This is a genomic window from Anaerococcus vaginalis ATCC 51170, from assembly GCF_000163295.1.
In the GTDB taxonomy this organism is placed as follows: domain Bacteria; phylum Bacillota; class Clostridia; order Tissierellales; family Peptoniphilaceae; genus Anaerococcus; species Anaerococcus vaginalis.
Map to the genome: position 1 here is coordinate 531,980 of NZ_GG700527.1, position 15,960 is coordinate 547,939.

At 28.8% G+C, this 15,960-nt stretch carries 16 protein-coding genes and 1 tRNA gene; 16 read left to right on the forward strand and 1 reads right to left on the reverse strand.

The annotated features are described in order from the left end of the window. The first annotated feature begins 140 nt into the window (after window positions 1-140). From HMPREF0078_RS02495 to HMPREF0078_RS02505, 3 genes are all read left to right on the forward strand, one after another. Entirely contained in the window at window positions 141-659 is a 519-nt protein-coding gene (locus HMPREF0078_RS02495) for a ClbS/DfsB family four-helix bundle protein (RefSeq protein ID WP_004838510.1), read from the forward strand. 75 nt (window positions 660-734) lie between these two features. After that, entirely contained in the window at window positions 735-1,361 is a 627-nt protein-coding gene (locus HMPREF0078_RS02500) for an HAD-IA family hydrolase (RefSeq protein WP_004838511.1), read from the forward strand. 54 nt (window positions 1,362-1,415) lie between these two features. Further along, entirely contained in the window at window positions 1,416-2,024 is a 609-nt protein-coding gene (locus tag HMPREF0078_RS02505; RefSeq protein ID WP_004838512.1) for a DNA-3-methyladenine glycosylase, read from the forward strand. A gap of 65 nt (window positions 2,025-2,089) precedes the next feature. On the opposite strand, the gene HMPREF0078_RS02510 is transcribed toward HMPREF0078_RS02505, so the two are convergent. Beyond that, on the reverse strand, window positions 2,090-3,007 hold the full coding sequence (locus HMPREF0078_RS02510; RefSeq protein ID WP_004838513.1) for a diacylglycerol/lipid kinase family protein: 918 nt from the start codon (window positions 3,005-3,007) through the stop codon (window positions 2,090-2,092). 88 nt (window positions 3,008-3,095) lie between these two features. On the opposite strand from HMPREF0078_RS02510, the gene HMPREF0078_RS02515 reads away from it, so the two are divergent. The 13 genes from HMPREF0078_RS02515 (at window position 3,096) to rsxE (ending at window position 15,952) form a co-directional block, all read left to right on the forward strand. Next, complete coding sequence (locus HMPREF0078_RS02515; RefSeq protein ID WP_004838514.1) at window positions 3,096-3,452, forward strand: PaaI family thioesterase; 357 nt, start codon at window positions 3,096-3,098, stop codon at window positions 3,450-3,452. 121 nt (window positions 3,453-3,573) lie between these two features. After that, complete coding sequence (locus HMPREF0078_RS02520; RefSeq protein ID WP_004838515.1) at window positions 3,574-4,896, forward strand: sodium-dependent transporter; 1,323 nt, start codon at window positions 3,574-3,576, stop codon at window positions 4,894-4,896. A gap of 17 nt (window positions 4,897-4,913) precedes the next feature. After that, window positions 4,914-6,230, forward strand: coding sequence for a sodium-dependent transporter (locus tag HMPREF0078_RS02525; protein WP_039920424.1), 1,317 nt, complete (start codon window positions 4,914-4,916; stop codon window positions 6,228-6,230). A 61-nt stretch (window positions 6,231-6,291) separates the two neighbouring features. Beyond that, window positions 6,292-7,566 (forward strand): CapA family protein, encoded by a 1,275-nt coding sequence (locus HMPREF0078_RS02530; RefSeq protein ID WP_004838517.1) that lies wholly within the window; start codon window positions 6,292-6,294, stop codon window positions 7,564-7,566. Window positions 7,567-7,637: 71 nt separating this feature from the next. Further along, window positions 7,638-8,228, forward strand: coding sequence for a phosphatase PAP2 family protein (locus tag HMPREF0078_RS02535; RefSeq protein WP_004838518.1), 591 nt, complete (start codon window positions 7,638-7,640; stop codon window positions 8,226-8,228). A gap of 52 nt (window positions 8,229-8,280) precedes the next feature. Next, window positions 8,281-8,367 (forward strand) — tRNA-Leu (locus tag HMPREF0078_RS02540). Between the two features lie 175 nt (window positions 8,368-8,542). After that, complete coding sequence (gene polA / locus HMPREF0078_RS02545) at window positions 8,543-11,182, forward strand: DNA polymerase I (protein WP_039920425.1); 2,640 nt, start codon at window positions 8,543-8,545, stop codon at window positions 11,180-11,182. Further along, window positions 11,169-11,759, forward strand: a complete 591-nt coding sequence (coaE, locus tag HMPREF0078_RS02550) for a dephospho-CoA kinase (protein WP_004838520.1) — start codon at window positions 11,169-11,171, stop codon at window positions 11,757-11,759. The genes polA and coaE overlap by 14 nt, the downstream gene beginning before the upstream one ends. Further along, a complete protein-coding gene (locus HMPREF0078_RS02555) occupies window positions 11,756-12,412 on the forward strand; it encodes a lytic transglycosylase domain-containing protein (protein WP_004838521.1) in 657 nt (218 codons plus the stop codon). The genes coaE and HMPREF0078_RS02555 overlap by 4 nt, the downstream gene beginning before the upstream one ends. Before the next feature lie 64 nt (window positions 12,413-12,476). Beyond that, on the forward strand, window positions 12,477-13,793 hold the full coding sequence (gene rsxC, locus HMPREF0078_RS02560) for an electron transport complex subunit RsxC (RefSeq protein WP_039920427.1): 1,317 nt from the start codon (window positions 12,477-12,479) through the stop codon (window positions 13,791-13,793). Window positions 13,794-13,804: 11 nt separating this feature from the next. After that, window positions 13,805-14,743: an RnfABCDGE type electron transport complex subunit D gene (locus HMPREF0078_RS02565; protein ID WP_004838523.1), complete on the forward strand. Its 939-nt coding sequence runs from the start codon at window positions 13,805-13,807 to the stop codon at window positions 14,741-14,743. Continuing rightward, window positions 14,736-15,275 (forward strand): FMN-binding protein, encoded by a 540-nt coding sequence (locus tag HMPREF0078_RS02570; protein WP_004838524.1) that lies wholly within the window; start codon window positions 14,736-14,738, stop codon window positions 15,273-15,275. Before HMPREF0078_RS02565 ends, HMPREF0078_RS02570 begins: the two co-directional genes overlap by 8 nt. An 11-nt stretch (window positions 15,276-15,286) precedes the next feature. Then, the gene (gene rsxE, locus HMPREF0078_RS02575) at window positions 15,287-15,952 is read left to right on the forward strand and encodes an electron transport complex subunit RsxE (protein ID WP_004838525.1); all 666 of its coding nucleotides are present in this window, start codon (window positions 15,287-15,289) and stop codon (window positions 15,950-15,952) included. The last annotated feature ends 8 nt before the right edge of the window (window positions 15,953-15,960 follow it).

Sequence of the window (15,960 nt, forward strand, 5' to 3'; positions counted from 1 at the left end):
AAGGTTGATAATAATCAGCCTTTTTTTGTGGGAAAAATTTAAATATTGATAATTTTTTTCTTGCAAAAAAGCTATTAATAGGTATTTATGATATAATTAAATCTATAAAAACTTAGAGATTTAAAAATTTGGAGAAATTTATGAGAACTTACAGCAATAAAAAAGATCTTAAAGCTGAAATTGAGAAAAAATTTGAAAAATATATTTTGGAGTTTGATGATATTCCAGAAAATTTGAAAGATAAAAGGGTTGAAGGAGTTGATAGAACTCCTGCTGAAAACCTTGCTTATCAAGTTGGATGGACTACACTGGTTTTAAAATGGGAAGATGATGAAAAGAAAGGTCTTGAAGTTAAGACGCCATCTGAAGATTTTAAGTGGAATCAACTTGGGGAATTATATCAATATTTTACGGATACTTATGCTCATTTATCGTTAAAAGAATTAAGGGAAAAATTAAGTGAAAATATCAAAGATATTTATAAAATGATTGATTCTTTGAGTGATGATGAATTATTTAAACCACACATGAGAAAATGGGCTGATGATGCAACAAAAACGGCAGTTTGGGAAGTTTATAAATTTATTCACATCAATACTGTTGCACCTTTTGGAACTTTTAGGACAAAAATTCGAAAATGGAAAAAAATAGCTCTATAATATTTTTTATAAAAATAACAGAAAATAGAATCTATTTTGAAAATATTTGGAAAAATATACCAGAAAGGATAATTTATGATTAAAAATATTATATTCGATCTTGATGGAACAATTTCAAAATCTGCTAGCGGGATTTTGAATGCTTTTGAATATGCTTTGGAAAAAATGGGCAAGTCTTATCAAAGAGATAAGCTCTATGAATATATTGGTCCACCTTTGAGAGATTCTTTTGTAAAAGAATTGGGAGAAGACTTGGCTGATGATGGAGTATATTATTATAGAAAGTATTACTTTAAAAACGGTCTGTTTGAAACTTCTCTTTATGAAGGAGTTAAAGAATTAATAGAAGATTTATATGATGAAGGCTTTAATATTTATCTTGCAACAAGCAAGGGCGAAGAATCTTCTAAGAAAATTTTAGAATATTTTGGAATTTTGCAATATTTTTCTTATATTTCTGGTTCTTCTAATGATAAAAATACAAAGAAAAAGGTAATTGAACATCTGATTTTTGAAAATGATTTAAAAACTAATGAATCTGTTATGATAGGCGATAGGTCTTATGACATAGATGCAAGCAATGAATTATCCATAAAATCAATTGCCGTAGCTTATGGTTATGGAAAAAAAGAAGAATTTGAAAATGCAGATTTTATTGCAAATAAACCAAGTGATATAAAAAAAATAGTAATGAAAAGCTAGACTAAACCCTTAAATCAAAAAGATTTAGGGGCTATTTTTATAAAGGAGAAAACAATGCTTGATAGGAAATATTTTAGAAAAAATACACTAGATCTTGCCAAAGATTTGCTTGGAAATATTTTAGTTAGAAAAATTGATGGACAAATTATAAGAGCTAAGATCGTGGAAACAGAAGCATATCTTGGAGTAAATGACAGGGCATGTCACACTTTTTTAGGCAAAAAAACTGACAGAAATAAAATAATGTATATGGATGCAGGCACTTTGTACGTCTATCAAACTTATGGGATTCATTTTCTTTTAAATATATCAAGCGTAAAAGAAGAGGTACCAGAGGCGGTTTTATTGAGAGCAATTGAGCCTTTGGAGAATTTTGATTTGATTTCAAAAAATAGATTTGGAAAAAATTATCAAGACCTATCGATTTATCAAAGAAAAAATTTAAGCAATGGCCCAGCAAAACTTACAAAAGCCTTAAAAATTGATAAAAATTTTAATGGAAAAGATATTTTTTCAAAAGATTTTTATATGGAAGAAGGCAAGAAAGATTTTGAAATAGTAAAAGCAAAAAGAATTGGCATAGATTATGCCAAGGAAGCTAGAGATTTTTTGTATAGATTTTATATAAAAGATAATCCTTATGTGTCAAAATTAGAAAGTTAGATATAAAAAAATGGACTGTTGTATAATGATGATCAATCATAATTTTACAACAGCCCCTTTTAAAATTACATATCAAAATAAGTCCAAGACAAACAATTTTCTATAATTTCAAAATTTATTATTTTATTTTCAAAAATTTCTCCGTCAATATTTGCTAAAATTTTTTCATCTGATTTTATTTGTCCTTTTTTGACTTTTATTTCATCTAAATATTTTGAATTTTCTAAAAGTCCATGTTTATATCTTATTATCAAAGATGGCAACAAGATATTTGGTAGTTTTTTTGCATAAACTAAATTTAAAATTCCATCATCAATTTTTGCACTTGGTGCAGGATTAAATCCTGAGCCATAATAGCCTCCGTTGCAAATAGCACTAAGCAAAAATTTATCTTCAAGTTTTATTTCCTTGTAATTTTTGTCATATAAAGTTAATGATAGATTTTGATATGACAAAGATTTTAATGCCTTAATGACTCCAAAAAAATATGCTTTTTTCCCCAAAGATGGTTTTTTATCTAAATATTCGTAGGCTTTTTCTAAAACAACTGTATCAAAACCTAAGGATAAGACGTTTATTCCGACTTTATCATTTACTTTAATTAAATCAATCTTTTTTTCTTTTAAATTTAATAAACTTTCTACTTTGAAATTTTTGTATGAAAAATTTTTGGAAAAGTCGTTGCCAGTTCCCATAGGAAGTAAACCAAGGCTTGTATTTGCCAAATCATTTTCATAAACAACGTTGCAAATTTCATTTAATGAGCCGTCGCCTCCTCCAACTATTATTGTTTTTTTGAAATTTTTATATTTTTCAATAAAGTCTTTGGCTGCATCAGTTGCGTGGTTTTCATAAGAAGTCCTAATTATTTGAACATTTTCTTTTAAATCTTTTTTATTATAAATTTTTTCTATATCTTTTTCATTAATATCGAACTCGGTTTTTCCTGCCTTGGACGATAATATAAATAGCATTTTTCTCATAATTTATCCTTCAATAAATAATTATATCACTATTAAAGGATTTATCGAAAAAATGTTATAATTGCCTTATAAATAGAAAGGATATTTTATGAATTTTGTTGATTATTTAAAAATGGAATATGTGAAAGATGAGTATGGAGAAATAATTACAAGAGTTCCTATTGAAGAGTATTGTTTGAATATAAATAAAATTGTTCATGGTGGTTTGACTATGACTTTGATTGATACGGCTTGTGGCAAAAAAGCATCGGAATATTTTGATGGAGAATTTGTAACAAGCGATGGATATGTAAATTTTCTTAGACCAGCAAGCAAGACTTCTTATCTTTATGCAAAATGTAAGGCGAAAAAAATTGGTAGGACAATAGCTAATATTGATTGCGATGTTTTTGATGATGAGAAAAATTTAATTGCTATTGGTAGATTTACTTTTATAAAATTATGATTTGTTTTTATAATTAAATTATTTTTGAAATTTGTTTTACAAATAATAAATTTATGATATAATGAAACAAGTTCAATAGTACGCCGACGCCTTGGCGTGCTAAAGTAAAAAGGAGTTAAATATGAACAAAGAAAAAAAATTCTCATCGAGGTTGGGTTTTATCCTGACAGCTGTAGGCAGTGCCGTTGGAATGGCAAATGTGTGGGGCTTTCCTTATAAGTTCCAAGAAGGTGGAATATTTTTCTTATTATTTTATTTAGTTTTTGTAGCTCTTTTTGCTTATGTAGGTTTATCAAGTGAATTTGCAATAGGTAGAAGAGCTGAAACTGGAACTTTGGGCTCTTATGAATATGCCTTAAATTCAAAAAATAATAAGAAAGAGCATTCTTTTATTAGTAAAAATATCGGCTTTTTGCCTTTGTTGGGTTCTTTATTTATAGCTATTGGCTATGCTGTTATAGTTTCTTATGTTTTAAAAGCTTTAGTAGATTCTTTTACTGGAGAACTTTTAGTTGTAAATAGTAAAAAATGGTTTGAATCTTTTTCAAATAAGGATTACTCTGTTGTTATTTATCATTTTATAATAATTTTGGTAACACTTTTAACTTGTTTGAAGGGTGCAAATACCATAGAAAAATCTAATAAAATTATGATGCCTGCATTTTTTATTTTATTTTTAATTATTGCAATTTTTATTTTGACTTTGCCAAATGCTCTTGAAGGTTATAAATATATGTTTAGGTTAGACTTTGACAAATTGTCTTTAAAAACTATAGAAAATGCAATGGGACAAGCTTTCTTTTCTCTTTCTGTAACAGGAAGTGGAATGATTGTGTGTGGCTCTTATCTAGATAAAAATGAAGATATTTTATCAGCGGCAAAATCTACTGCATTTTTTGATACCTTGGCAGCTTTGTTGTCATCTTGTGTAATTGTTCCATCTATTTTGGTTTTTGGTCTTTCACAAGCTGGTGGACCTGGACTTTTATTTGAAGTTTTGCCAACTATATTGCAAAATATAAAGGGTGGAAGAATTTTTGCTATAATTCTTTATACTGCGGTTGTATTTGCAGGAATTTCTTCTTTACAAAATATGTTTGAAGTTATAGCGGAATCTCTTATGCACAGGTATAACAAAATTAAAAGAATTACTGCTTTGACTATAATTGGTCTTGTAACATTTTTGATTGGCGTTAATATGGAAGCTATTAGCAAATGGGGACCATGGATGGATCTTGTTTCTATTTATATAATTCCAATAGGAGCATCAATTGGAGCAATTTCTTGGTTTTATTTTTGGAAAAAAGATGAAATTTTGGAAGAAGTTAATAGTGGTGCAAAGAAAAAAGCAGGAGAAGGATGGCACAAGCTTGGAAAATATGTTTATGTTCCAATAGCAATTGTTTTATCAATTTTAGCTTTAGTATTTAAAGTTACTTTTTAAATTTTATGGAGAAGAAAATGGAAAATAATTCGAAATTTAGTAACAAATGGGGATTTATAATGGCATGCGTTGGAAGTGCAGTAGGACTTGCCAACGTATGGGCTTTTCCCTATAAAATTGGAATGAATGGGGGATTATCATTTTTGATTCCTTATTTATTCTTTGTATTTTTATTTGGTCGTGTTGGTCTTTCTGCAGAAAGTGCAGTAGGAAGAAGATATAAAGCAGGGCCAATGGGAGTTTTTAGAGAAGTTTGGAAATCTAGAAATAAGGAAGGAGTAGGAAGAGTAATAAGGTGGATTCCTTTAGTTGGTGTAGTTTTATTAGCTATTGGATATACAGTTGTTATTACTTATGTACTTAAAGCTCTTCTTGATTCAATTACTGGATCACTTTTGACTCAAGATCCAAATGTATGGTTTGAATCAATTTCTACAAATGATTTTGCACTTGCAAAAGAACATTTCTTATTAGTTATTATTGTATTTTTGACCTTAGCTTATGGGACAAAAGGAATAGAAAAAACAAATTCATTTATGATGCCTCTATTTTTTATTTTATTTATAATTCTTGCAGTAAGAATTGCATTTTTAAATAAGGCAGTAGAAGGATACAAATTTATTTTTACTTTAGAACCAGAAAAATTATTGGATATAAAATTGTGGATAGGTGCAATGGGACAAGCATTTTTCTCCCTATCAATTGTTTCAACAGTAATGGTTGTTTATGGTTCTTATCTTCCAGATAGTGAAGATATAGTTCATTCATCAACAATCACATCAAGCCTTGATACAGTTGCAGCTATGCTTTCAACTTTCGTAATGCTACCAGCAACTTTCGCTTTTGGATTTTCCCAATCACAAGGACCAAAATTAATTTTTGTTGTTTTGCCAAAAGTTTTACAAGAAATAGCTGGAGGAAGAATTTTTGCAATTATTTTGTATATAGCAATAGTTTTTGCAGGAGTATTGTCAGTTCAATCAATGATAGAAACAGTTGCTGAAGCAATAACATCAAAATTTGAAAATTTAAAAAGAATTAATGTCTTACTTGTTCTAATGATTCTTGTATTTGTTTGTGGATTATTTTTACATCCTATAGCAAAATGGGGAGCATGGATGAATTTTGTAACAATTTATATTCTTCCAATATCTGCAATTATAGGAGCCATTTCATGGTTTTGGGTAATGAAAAAAGAAGATTTGATGGATGAAATAAATAAAAGTGCAAAAAGTAAGCACGGTGATGGTTGGTATAATTTGGGAAGATATTTATATGTTCCACTTGCTGTAATTCTTTGTATAATTGCAATAAGATACCAAATTTCCTTCTAATATGACTTTATTTATAGAATAATATATAATTGTATATGATTATATAAATAAAGGAGTAAAAATGAAAAAAATTAAGAGAATATTATCGGTAATTTTTATATTTTTTCTAGCTATTAGTTTTACATCATGTAAGAAAAATGAAGATAAAACTGATTCTAATTCAAATATTGCAGAAAATATTATAATAAAAGAAAGAAAAGAATCAAACGACGATAGTTCTGATTCAAATAACAAAAAGGCAAATATAAGTAAAATTGAGAAAAAAGACTCAAACACAAATGATTCAGATTCAAAAGTTGAAAAAATAAATATAAAGGCTTTTGGAGATATTATGGCTCATATGGGTCAAGTAAATTACGCAAAAAATTACGGAAAAGGAAATTATGATTTTTCTAGACAATTTGAATATATAAAAGAATTTGTATCAGATTCTGATTTAGCAATTGGAAATTTTGAAACAAGCATAAATCCTGACAAACAACCTTCAGGTTTTCCACAATTTACAAGCCCAGCTGAATATTTGAAAGATATAAAAGATGCGGGTTTTGATTTGTTGTCAACAGCAAACAATCACACCCTAGATTCAGAAGAAAAAGGAATCTATGATACAATGGAAGCTATGGATAAGGAAGGAATCTCTCACTGCGGAACAAGAAAAGCAGGAGAAAGTAGGATAAAATATATTCAAGTAAAAAATATGAAAATAGGATTTTTGGCTTACACCTATGGAGTTAATGGTTTAGAAAGTTTAGTAGTAAATCATAAGCCAAATGAAATTATAAATTATTTGGATGAAAAAATAATAGAAGAAGACATAAAAGAAGCTAGAAAAAATTCGGATTTTATTATAGTTTATCCACACTGGGGAATAGAATACCAATCATATCCAGCCCAAGAACATATTTCTTTGGCAAGAAATATGATAAAGTGGGGAGCAGATCTAGTTATTGGAAATCATCCTCACGTTGTTCAACCGGCAGAAAGATATAAAGCTGAAAATGGAAAAGAAGGATATATAGCTTACGCTTGTGGAAATTTTGTATCAAACCAATCCTTGGAGGCTTTAGGAGATATTAGAACAGAACAATCAGTTGCCTTTGATATAAATGTAGAGAAAAATACAAAAACTGGAAAAGTAAAGCTAGGAGAAGTTAATTTTTATCCGATTTGGGTTGGACATATTAATGATGAATATGGAAAACTTTCAAGAGTTTACAGAACAAAAGATTTCCTTGAAGGAGGAAAATATTTTGATAAGGTTGATGAAAATCAAAGAGCAAGAATTTTAAAAGCCGATCAAATGGTTAAAGAAACCATAAATACAAAAGTACAATAGAGACTGCTTAGTGCAGTCTTTTTTATTTTTCTTATTTGTGATATTATATTTGTAAAAATAAAGGGGAAAGTATGAATTTTATAACAAAAATAGATATTTCATTATTAAATTTAATTCAAAATATAAAAAGTCCCATTTTGGATAAAATAATGACAACCATTACTGCTCTTGGGAATATGGGAATTTTTTGGATTTTATTGATTTTGATTTTTTTAACTACAAAAGAATATAAAAAAATGGCTAGGCTTATGATTGTTTGTTTTTTATTTAATGCCTTGATTGTGAATTTGATTTTAAAACCTGCTGTTGGGAGAATTAGACCTTTTGAAATTGTTGATGGAATTAAATTGTTAGTTTTAAAACCTCAAGATCCATCATTTCCATCTGGGCATTCTTCAATTTCTTTTTGTATGCTTACAGTAATATTATTATTTTCAAAATCAAAAACAATTAATATAATGGCAAGCATTTTGGCAATCCTGATTGCTTTTTCAAGATTATACTTGTATGTTCATTTTCCATCAGATGTTTTTTGTGGAATTCTTATAGGAATATTGACAAGTTTAATTGCTTTGAAATTTTGTTTTTCTAAAAGTGGGATGAAACTAATTAATAATTTAAAAATTTTGGGAAATGATTTTAATGATTTGAGAAAAATGTAAAAAAATTTGCATAAGGCTATTAATGGTGTTATAATAATCAGGTAGTGTTAATGCTGGTGTGTCGGAATTGGCAGACGAGACAGACTCAAACTCTGTTGTTCTCCGGAACGTGTGGGTTCAAGTCCCACCACCAGCACCATTAATTTTTTTATTTTTTTCATATTTAAGCTATGCAAAATTGCATAGCTTTTTTTGATGCTTTTTTTTAATTTTTTATTTTAAAATTTTAATTTTCAAATTTTTAATCAGCAAATTTTTCTACTTATTTTTTTGTGAAAATTAAAATGTGTTATACTTATAGAAAGGAGAAATATATGAGTAAAAAAGTAATGCTAATTGACGGATCTAGTTTGATTTTTAGAGCCTTTTTTGCCCTTCCTAATCTTACAAATGCTGATGGTGTTATGACAAACGGTGTTTATGGATTTTTGACCATGTATTTTAGGGCTGTTGAAGAATATAAGCCAGATTATATTTTGGTTGCTTTTGATAAGAAAACAAAAACTTTTAGGCACAAAGAATTTGAAGATTATAAAGCAAATAGGGATAAGGCGCCAAACGAATTGAATTATCAATTTGGAATTTTAAAAGACATTCTTGATTCATTAAATGTAAAGTACTTGGATATAGATGGTTATGAGGCTGATGATATTGTTGGAACTTTTTCTACAATTGCAAAGGAAGAAGGTCTTGAAACTGTAATTATTACAGGGGACAAAGATTATTTTCAACTTGTAAATGATAAGGTTGTGGTTTTTCTTACAAGAAAAGGAATTTCTCAGATGGAAGAAATCACTGTAAAATCTATTGAAGATGATTATGGTCTTAGTCCAAAACAATTAATTGATGTTAAGGGTTTAATGGGAGATAAGTCTGATAATATTCCTGGTGTTGATGGAATTGGCGAAAAAACTGCCATTAAATTTATAAAAAAATATGGGTCTATGGAAGGCTTATATGAAAATTTGGATGATATTAAGGGCAAAAAAACCAAGGAAAATCTAGAAAATTCAAAGCAAATTGCCTTTTTGTCCAAAAAAATCGGAACAATTGTTACAAATGCTCCAGTTGGGATGAAAATTTCAGAATTAAAGGTAAAAGAACCAGACTTGGATTCTTTGAGAGAAAAATTTTCAAAATATAATTTCAATAAATTTATGGAAAAATTTGAAGATACTAGCGAAGAAAGAAAAGATGAAATAGAATTTTCTTATTCATTTTCTGATGATTTTTCTATAATAGATGATATTGAAAAAGATGGGGTATTTTATTTTAAAAGCATTTTTGAGGAAGACAATTATATTCACTCTAATGCCTATAAAATAGCAATAAAAACATCTTCATCAAAAACTTACATTTATAATCCCGATGAAAAATTTGTAGAAAAATTCAAAAAATATTTTGAGGCTGATAATATTAAAAAAGTTTCTTTTGATATTAAAGAAGATATTGTCTTGTTTGATAAGCTTGGGATAAATATTTCCTTGCCTTATGATGATACTATGCTTATGCACTATCTAATTGATCCTTCAAGGTCATCTTATGATTTAAAAACTTTTAGCCAAGCATTTTTGAAATATGAAGTAGAAAATGAAGAAGATTTGCTTGGTAAGGGAAAAAGTAAAAAATCATACAAGGATTTGGATTCTGATAATCTTGGCAAATATTTGGCATCTATTGTAAATGCAATTGAAGATAGTCTAGATATTTTAACCCAAAAATTAGAAGAGCTTTCTATGTATGATCTTTATAAGGATTGTGAAATAAAATTATCCAAAGTTCTTGCGGATATGGAAATAACAGGTTTTATTTGTGATAAAAATGAGCTTGAGAAAATTAAAGATGAAGTTTCTCTTGAACTTGGAGATTTAGAAAAAATAATCTATGAACTTGCTGGAAGTGAATTTAATATAAATTCACCAAAGCAGCTTTCAAAAATTTTATTTGAAGATTTGAAACTTCCTATAATTAAAAAAACAAAGACTGGCTATTCAACAAATGCTCAAGTTTTAGAAAAATTAAGAAAAAAACATCCTATAATCGAAAAAATTGAAAGATATAGGGAAATGTATAAATTAAAATCAACCTATCTTGAAAGTCTTGAAGAATGTATTGATGAAGATGGAAGAATCAGGTCAACATTTAAGCAAAATGTAACTGCAACAGGTAGACTTTCTTCAACAGAACCAAATTTACAAAATCTTCCAATAAGAACCGAAGAGGGCAGAAAAATCAGAAAGGCTTTCAAAGCTGATGATGGAAAAGTTTTGATTGATGCGGACTATTCACAAATTGAATTAAGAGTTTTGGCACATCTTGCAAATGACAAAAAAATGCAAGAGGCTTTTTCAAAAGATATTGATATACACACAAAGACTGCATCAGAAGTTTTTTCTACACCAATTGATGAGGTTACAAAATTACAAAGAAGTGAGGCTAAAGCTGTAAATTTTGGAATAATTTATGGTATAAGCGATTATGGACTTAGCCAAAATTTAAATATACCAAGAAAAAGAGCTAAGGAATATATAGAAAATTACCTTGACACTTATCCAGAAATTAAAAAATACATGAAAGATATTGTAAAAAAAGCCAAAGAAGATGGATATGTAAATACAATATTTAATAGAAGAAGATATGTTCCAGAAATAAATTCAAAAAATTTCAATGTAAGAAGTTTTGGAGAAAGAGTTGCTTTAAATACACCAATCCAAGGAACAGCTGCGGACATTATAAAATTTGCTATGATAAATTCATACCAAAATTTACAAAAAGCAAAAATAGATGCAAAAATAGTTTTGCAAATTCATGATGAAATAATCATAGAAGCAAGTAAAAAAGATTTGGAAAAAGCAAAAGAAATTTTAAAATCATCTATGCAAGATGCTGTAGATTTAAAAGTTCCACTTTTAGTTGACATAGATAGCGGAGAAAGTATGTATGAGTCAAAATAAAATTGTTATAACTGGAACAATTGCAAGTGGCAAATCTTCTTTATCAGAAATTTTGAGAAAAAAAGGCTATCAAGTTATTGATAGCGATGAAATAAATAAGAAATTACTAGAAAAAGACCAAATAAATTACAAAGAAATTTTATCATCAAAAGCTTTTGACGAGGCTTTTGATGGAGAAAATTTGGATAAGAAAATCTTAGCAAAAATAATTTTTAATAATTCCCAAAAAAGAGAATTGATAAATAAAATTACCCATAAAAATATCATTGCTTATATAAATAATTTGATAAGAGAAAGTAATGAGAAAAATATTTTTGTAGAAATTCCCTTGTATTTTCAAATGAAAGAAAAATTTCCTTGTGATTATGTATGGCTAGTTACCGCTGATAGAGAAATTCAAATAGAAAGATTAATGCAAAGAGATAAGATAGGAAAAGATTTTGCATTAAAAAAAATTAACAGTCAAGATTTTTTAGAAATGCAAAAAAAATCAGATGTGATTTTTGATAATAGCACATCCTTAGAAAATTTAGAAAAAAAAGTAGAAATAGCTTTAAAAAATTTGGAGAATATATGAAAGCTTTAAAAAATATTTTTAAAATAATAGGAATAATAATATTAGCGTTTGTGATGGTTGTTATAATAAGTTTTTCAATAGTAGCCTATCAAACATCAAGACAAAAAATTGCCTACCAAGAAGAAATAGAAAAATATTCACAAAAATATAATGTAGATCCACTTTTGATTGCATCAATTATAAAAGTAGAAAGTGATTTTTATACAGAAGCTCACTCAAGTCAAAACGCTATGGGACTTATGCAATTATTAGATTCCTCTGCAAAACATAGTGCAGAAATAATTGGAGAAGAATATTATCCAGACAAATTAAAAGAAGTAGATTACAATCTAAATCTTGGAGTAGGGTATTTCAAATATTTGAATGAATATTATAATAATGTCGACTTGGCTCTTGCAGCTTATAATGGGGGAATAGGAAATATAGACAAACTAATTGCAGACAAAAAAATAGACAAACACGACCCAGATCCAACAAAAATTCCTACAAAAGAAACTAGACAATATGTTATAAAAATAAATTCAAATTATGATTTGATGAAAGTATTTTATGATGATGGACTTCCAAGCAAGGAAGAATTAAAAGATAGAAAATCATTATCTATAAAAAATTATAAGAAATTTGTTAAAAAAATATTATTTGATGTATTATAATCATTGAATAATATTTTTAAATAAATTATAATGCTAATATACGGATTAAATGAAAGGAGAGATTATGGCTCTAGAAAATTTAACATTTGCTAATGGAGTAAAAATTCCAGAGTATAAGGAATTAAGCGAAAAAAAAGACTTAATTGTTGCAAAAATTCCAAAAACTGTAACAATTCCTCTTACTCAACACATTGGAGCTCCAAGTAAATGTTTAGTTAAGAAAAACGATGAAGTGAAAATTGGACAGCTTATCGGCGAAGCTGTTGGAAATTTTTCTTGTAATATTCACTCATCAGTTAATGGTAAAGTTTCAAGTGTAATCGATATCCAAACAGCATCTGGTAAAAACAGCAAAGCTGTTGTTATTGACACAGAAGGCTATGACCAAGAAATTAACTACGAAAGAAAAGACGTTACAAACTTAACTAAAGAAAAAATAGTTGAGGCGATGAAAGAAAATGGTCTTGTAGGTATGGGAGGAGCATCATTCCCAGCACATATTAAATATTCACCAAACAAACCAATTGATACTGTTATTATAAATGGTGCTGAGTGTGAACCTTACGTTACTTGCGATGATTTTATTTTGAAAACAAAACCTGAAGTAATAGTAGATGCTTTGGAATTACTTGTTCAAGCAGTAGATGCAAAAAAAGGAATTATTGCAATCGAAGATAACAAAGCAGAAGCAATCGAAAAAGTTAAAAAGGCACTGGCAAATAAAAATTCATCAAAACTTGAAGTGGCAACCATGGTTACCAAGTATCCACAAGGAGATGAAAAAAGAATTATTAATGCCGTATTACATAGAGAAGTTCCTTCAGGCGGTCTTCCAATGGATGTTGGAGTAATTGTTTCAAACGTTTCAAGTGCAAACGCAGTTTATGAAGCAGTTTATTACGGAAAACCACTAATAGAAAGATATATGACAGTAACAGGTCATGGAATAAAAAATCCTTCAAATTTCCTAGTAAGAATTGGAACAAGTTTTGATCATATGATAGAAGAAGCTGGCGGACTTACAGAAGAAGCTGGAAAAGTTATAAATGGTGGACCAATGATGGGAATTGCCCAACCAAATATAAATCAACCAGTAGAAAAAGCTAGTAACTGTATCTTAGTTTTAAACAAAGAAGAATCAAAAGCACCTATAACAAATCCTTGTATAAGATGTGCTAAGTGTGTAAATGTTTGTCCAGTTGGACTTATGCCATTATTAATTCACAAATTTTCATTAAAAGAAAAATTTGATAAGGCACAAGATCTTCATATACTTGATTGTATAGAATGTGGATCATGTTCATATATTTGTCCATCAAAAAGACCTTTGGTTGAAGCTATTAGGTTTGGAAAAAGACAAATTCGTCAAGCAGGAAAGTAGAGGAGAAATAAATGGAAGCAAAAAAATTATTAGTATCATCCTCTCCTCATATGAGAAGCGAGAGAACTGTTACTAAAGAAATGTTAGATGTAATAATTGCTCTTATTCCAACAGGACTTGCAGGAATATATTTCTTTGGAATGAAAGCACTTGTTTTAATGATTGCATCAGTAGCAAGTTGTGTTATAGCAGAATTTATATCTAACAAAGTTATGAAAAGACAATCATCAATAAATGATTTATCAGCTATAGTTACAGGTTTACTTTTAGCCTATAATATCCCAGTTACAATGCCAGTTTGGCAAACAGTAATAGGCGCAGCTTTTGCTATAGTTATTTGTAAGCAATTTTTTGGTGGAATAGGACAAAATATTGTAAACCCAGCTTTGGGAGCAAGAGCGTTTTTACTTGCATCTTGGTCAAAAAATATGTCAAATTATGTAGCACCAGGAAAAGTTTCAGCAGTATCTGCTGCAACAGTTTTATCAGGTGGACAAAAACCAGCCTTACTAGATATGTTTATAGGAAATATGGGTGGATGTATTGGAGAAGTTTCAACTCTAGCTATATTAATTGGAGCAGCATATCTTGTAATTAGAAAAGTTATTTCACTAAGAATACCTGCAGTATACATATTAACAACAGCAATCCTGTTGATGGTATTTAATAAATCTGTTGATGGAATAATCGAACAATTATTATCAGGTGGTCTAATGCTTGGAGCATTTTTCATGGCAACAGACTATACAACAAGTCCTGTAACTAAAAAAGGAGAAATAATATTTGCTTTTGGTTGCGGACTTATCACTTCACTAATAAGAGTTTTCGGTGGATATCCAGAAGGTGTTTCATATTCAATTTTATTAATGAACTTATTAGTTCCTCTTATTGATAGTAAGACAATGCCTAAGGTATTTGGTGTAGCTAGTAAAGGGGCAAAAGATGAATAAAGCATTAAAATTAGGAATTAAATTATTAATAATTACAGCTGTATCAGCTCTAGTATTGGCCTTTACAAATTCAGTTACAGAACCAATTATAAAAAAAGCTGAACAAAAAAAATTAAATGAATCATTAAAAATTGCCTTTCCAGAAGGAAAAGACTTTGAAGAAGTTAAGGGAAAATTTCCTGAAGCTGTAAAAGGAGTTTATAAAGCTGATGGAGGCAAAGGATATGTGTTTGATGTAAATTCTAAAGGTGGATACGGTGGAGACATCGAATTTATCGTTGGAGTTGATAGTGAAAATAAATTGACAGGTTTCAGTCCTTTAAAACATTCAGAATCTGCAGGATTTGGTCTTCAAATGGAAGAAGATTGGTTTAAAGAAGGAGTTAAAGGCGTAAGCGTTGACAAGAAAGTCGGTGCATCAGAAGCCGGATCTGAAAACGAAATTGTAGGAATTTCAGGAGCTACATATTCAACTAATACTATCCTTAATGGTATAAATACTGCTCGTGAAGTATTGAAAGATCTTAAATAGGAGGTAAAGATATGGAAAGACAAACTGGAAAACCTATAGATGTTCAAAAAGAAAAAGAAAAAAGAAAGAAAAAATCTGTAAATTTGGGAAAAGTTTTTAAAGATGGAATATTTTCAAATAACCCAGTATTTGTACAAATGGTAGGAATGTGTTCTGTACTTGCTATTTCATCTTCACTTTCTAATGCGATTGGAATGGGAGCTGCAGTAATTTTTGTACTTACACTTTCAAACTTGGTAATTTCTGTTTTGAGAAATTTTATTCCAGATGAAGTAAGAATTCCAGCATTTATAGTTGTAATAGCAAGTTTCGTAACTATGGTTCAAATGATTATAAAAGCATACTTGCCAGCACTTGATCAATCACTAGGAATTTTTATTCCACTTATAGTTGTAAACTGTATAATTCTTGCAAGAGCTGAAGGATTTGCTTCACAACAAGGTCCTATAGCATCAATTGTTGATGGTATTGGTCAAGGTTTAGGTTATACAATAGCAATTTCTATTCTTGCAGCTATTAGAGAATTATTTGGAAATGGTACATTACTAGATAATAGAATAATTCCTGAAGATTATACAATTGGATTTTTAATTCAACCAGCATCTTCATTTATTATCCTAGGAATCATGTTTGCAGTAGCAGCAGCTATTTCAAACAAGAAGAAAAATAATAAGTAGGAGGAATT

What these genes read in the sequence shown, in the direction of transcription:
- HMPREF0078_RS02565 (WP_004838523.1), top strand. Translation starts at nt 13,805, where the DNA reads ATGGAAGCAAAAAAATTATTAGTATCATCCTCTCCTCATATGAGAAGC.
- HMPREF0078_RS02525 (WP_039920424.1), top strand. Translation starts at nt 4,914, where the DNA reads ATGGAAAATAATTCGAAATTTAGTAACAAATGGGGATTTATAATGGCA.
- HMPREF0078_RS02555 (WP_004838521.1), top strand. Translation starts at nt 11,756, where the DNA reads ATGAAAGCTTTAAAAAATATTTTTAAAATAATAGGAATAATAATATTA.
- HMPREF0078_RS02495 (WP_004838510.1), top strand. Translation starts at nt 141, where the DNA reads ATGAGAACTTACAGCAATAAAAAAGATCTTAAAGCTGAAATTGAGAAA.
- polA (WP_039920425.1), top strand. Translation starts at nt 8,543, where the DNA reads ATGAGTAAAAAAGTAATGCTAATTGACGGATCTAGTTTGATTTTTAGA.
- HMPREF0078_RS02520 (WP_004838515.1), top strand. Translation starts at nt 3,574, where the DNA reads ATGAACAAAGAAAAAAAATTCTCATCGAGGTTGGGTTTTATCCTGACA.
- HMPREF0078_RS02530 (WP_004838517.1), top strand. Translation starts at nt 6,292, where the DNA reads ATGAAAAAAATTAAGAGAATATTATCGGTAATTTTTATATTTTTTCTA.
- rsxE (WP_004838525.1), top strand. Translation starts at nt 15,287, where the DNA reads ATGGAAAGACAAACTGGAAAACCTATAGATGTTCAAAAAGAAAAAGAA.
- rsxC (WP_039920427.1), top strand. Translation starts at nt 12,477, where the DNA reads ATGGCTCTAGAAAATTTAACATTTGCTAATGGAGTAAAAATTCCAGAG.
- HMPREF0078_RS02505 (WP_004838512.1), top strand. Translation starts at nt 1,416, where the DNA reads ATGCTTGATAGGAAATATTTTAGAAAAAATACACTAGATCTTGCCAAA.
- HMPREF0078_RS02570 (WP_004838524.1), top strand. Translation starts at nt 14,736, where the DNA reads ATGAATAAAGCATTAAAATTAGGAATTAAATTATTAATAATTACAGCT.
- coaE (WP_004838520.1), top strand. Translation starts at nt 11,169, where the DNA reads ATGAGTCAAAATAAAATTGTTATAACTGGAACAATTGCAAGTGGCAAA.
- HMPREF0078_RS02515 (WP_004838514.1), top strand. Translation starts at nt 3,096, where the DNA reads ATGAATTTTGTTGATTATTTAAAAATGGAATATGTGAAAGATGAGTAT.
- HMPREF0078_RS02535 (WP_004838518.1), top strand. Translation starts at nt 7,638, where the DNA reads ATGAATTTTATAACAAAAATAGATATTTCATTATTAAATTTAATTCAA.
- HMPREF0078_RS02510 (WP_004838513.1), bottom strand. Translation starts at nt 3,007, where the DNA reads ATGAGAAAAATGCTATTTATATTATCGTCCAAGGCAGGAAAAACCGAG.
- HMPREF0078_RS02500 (WP_004838511.1), top strand. Translation starts at nt 735, where the DNA reads ATGATTAAAAATATTATATTCGATCTTGATGGAACAATTTCAAAATCT.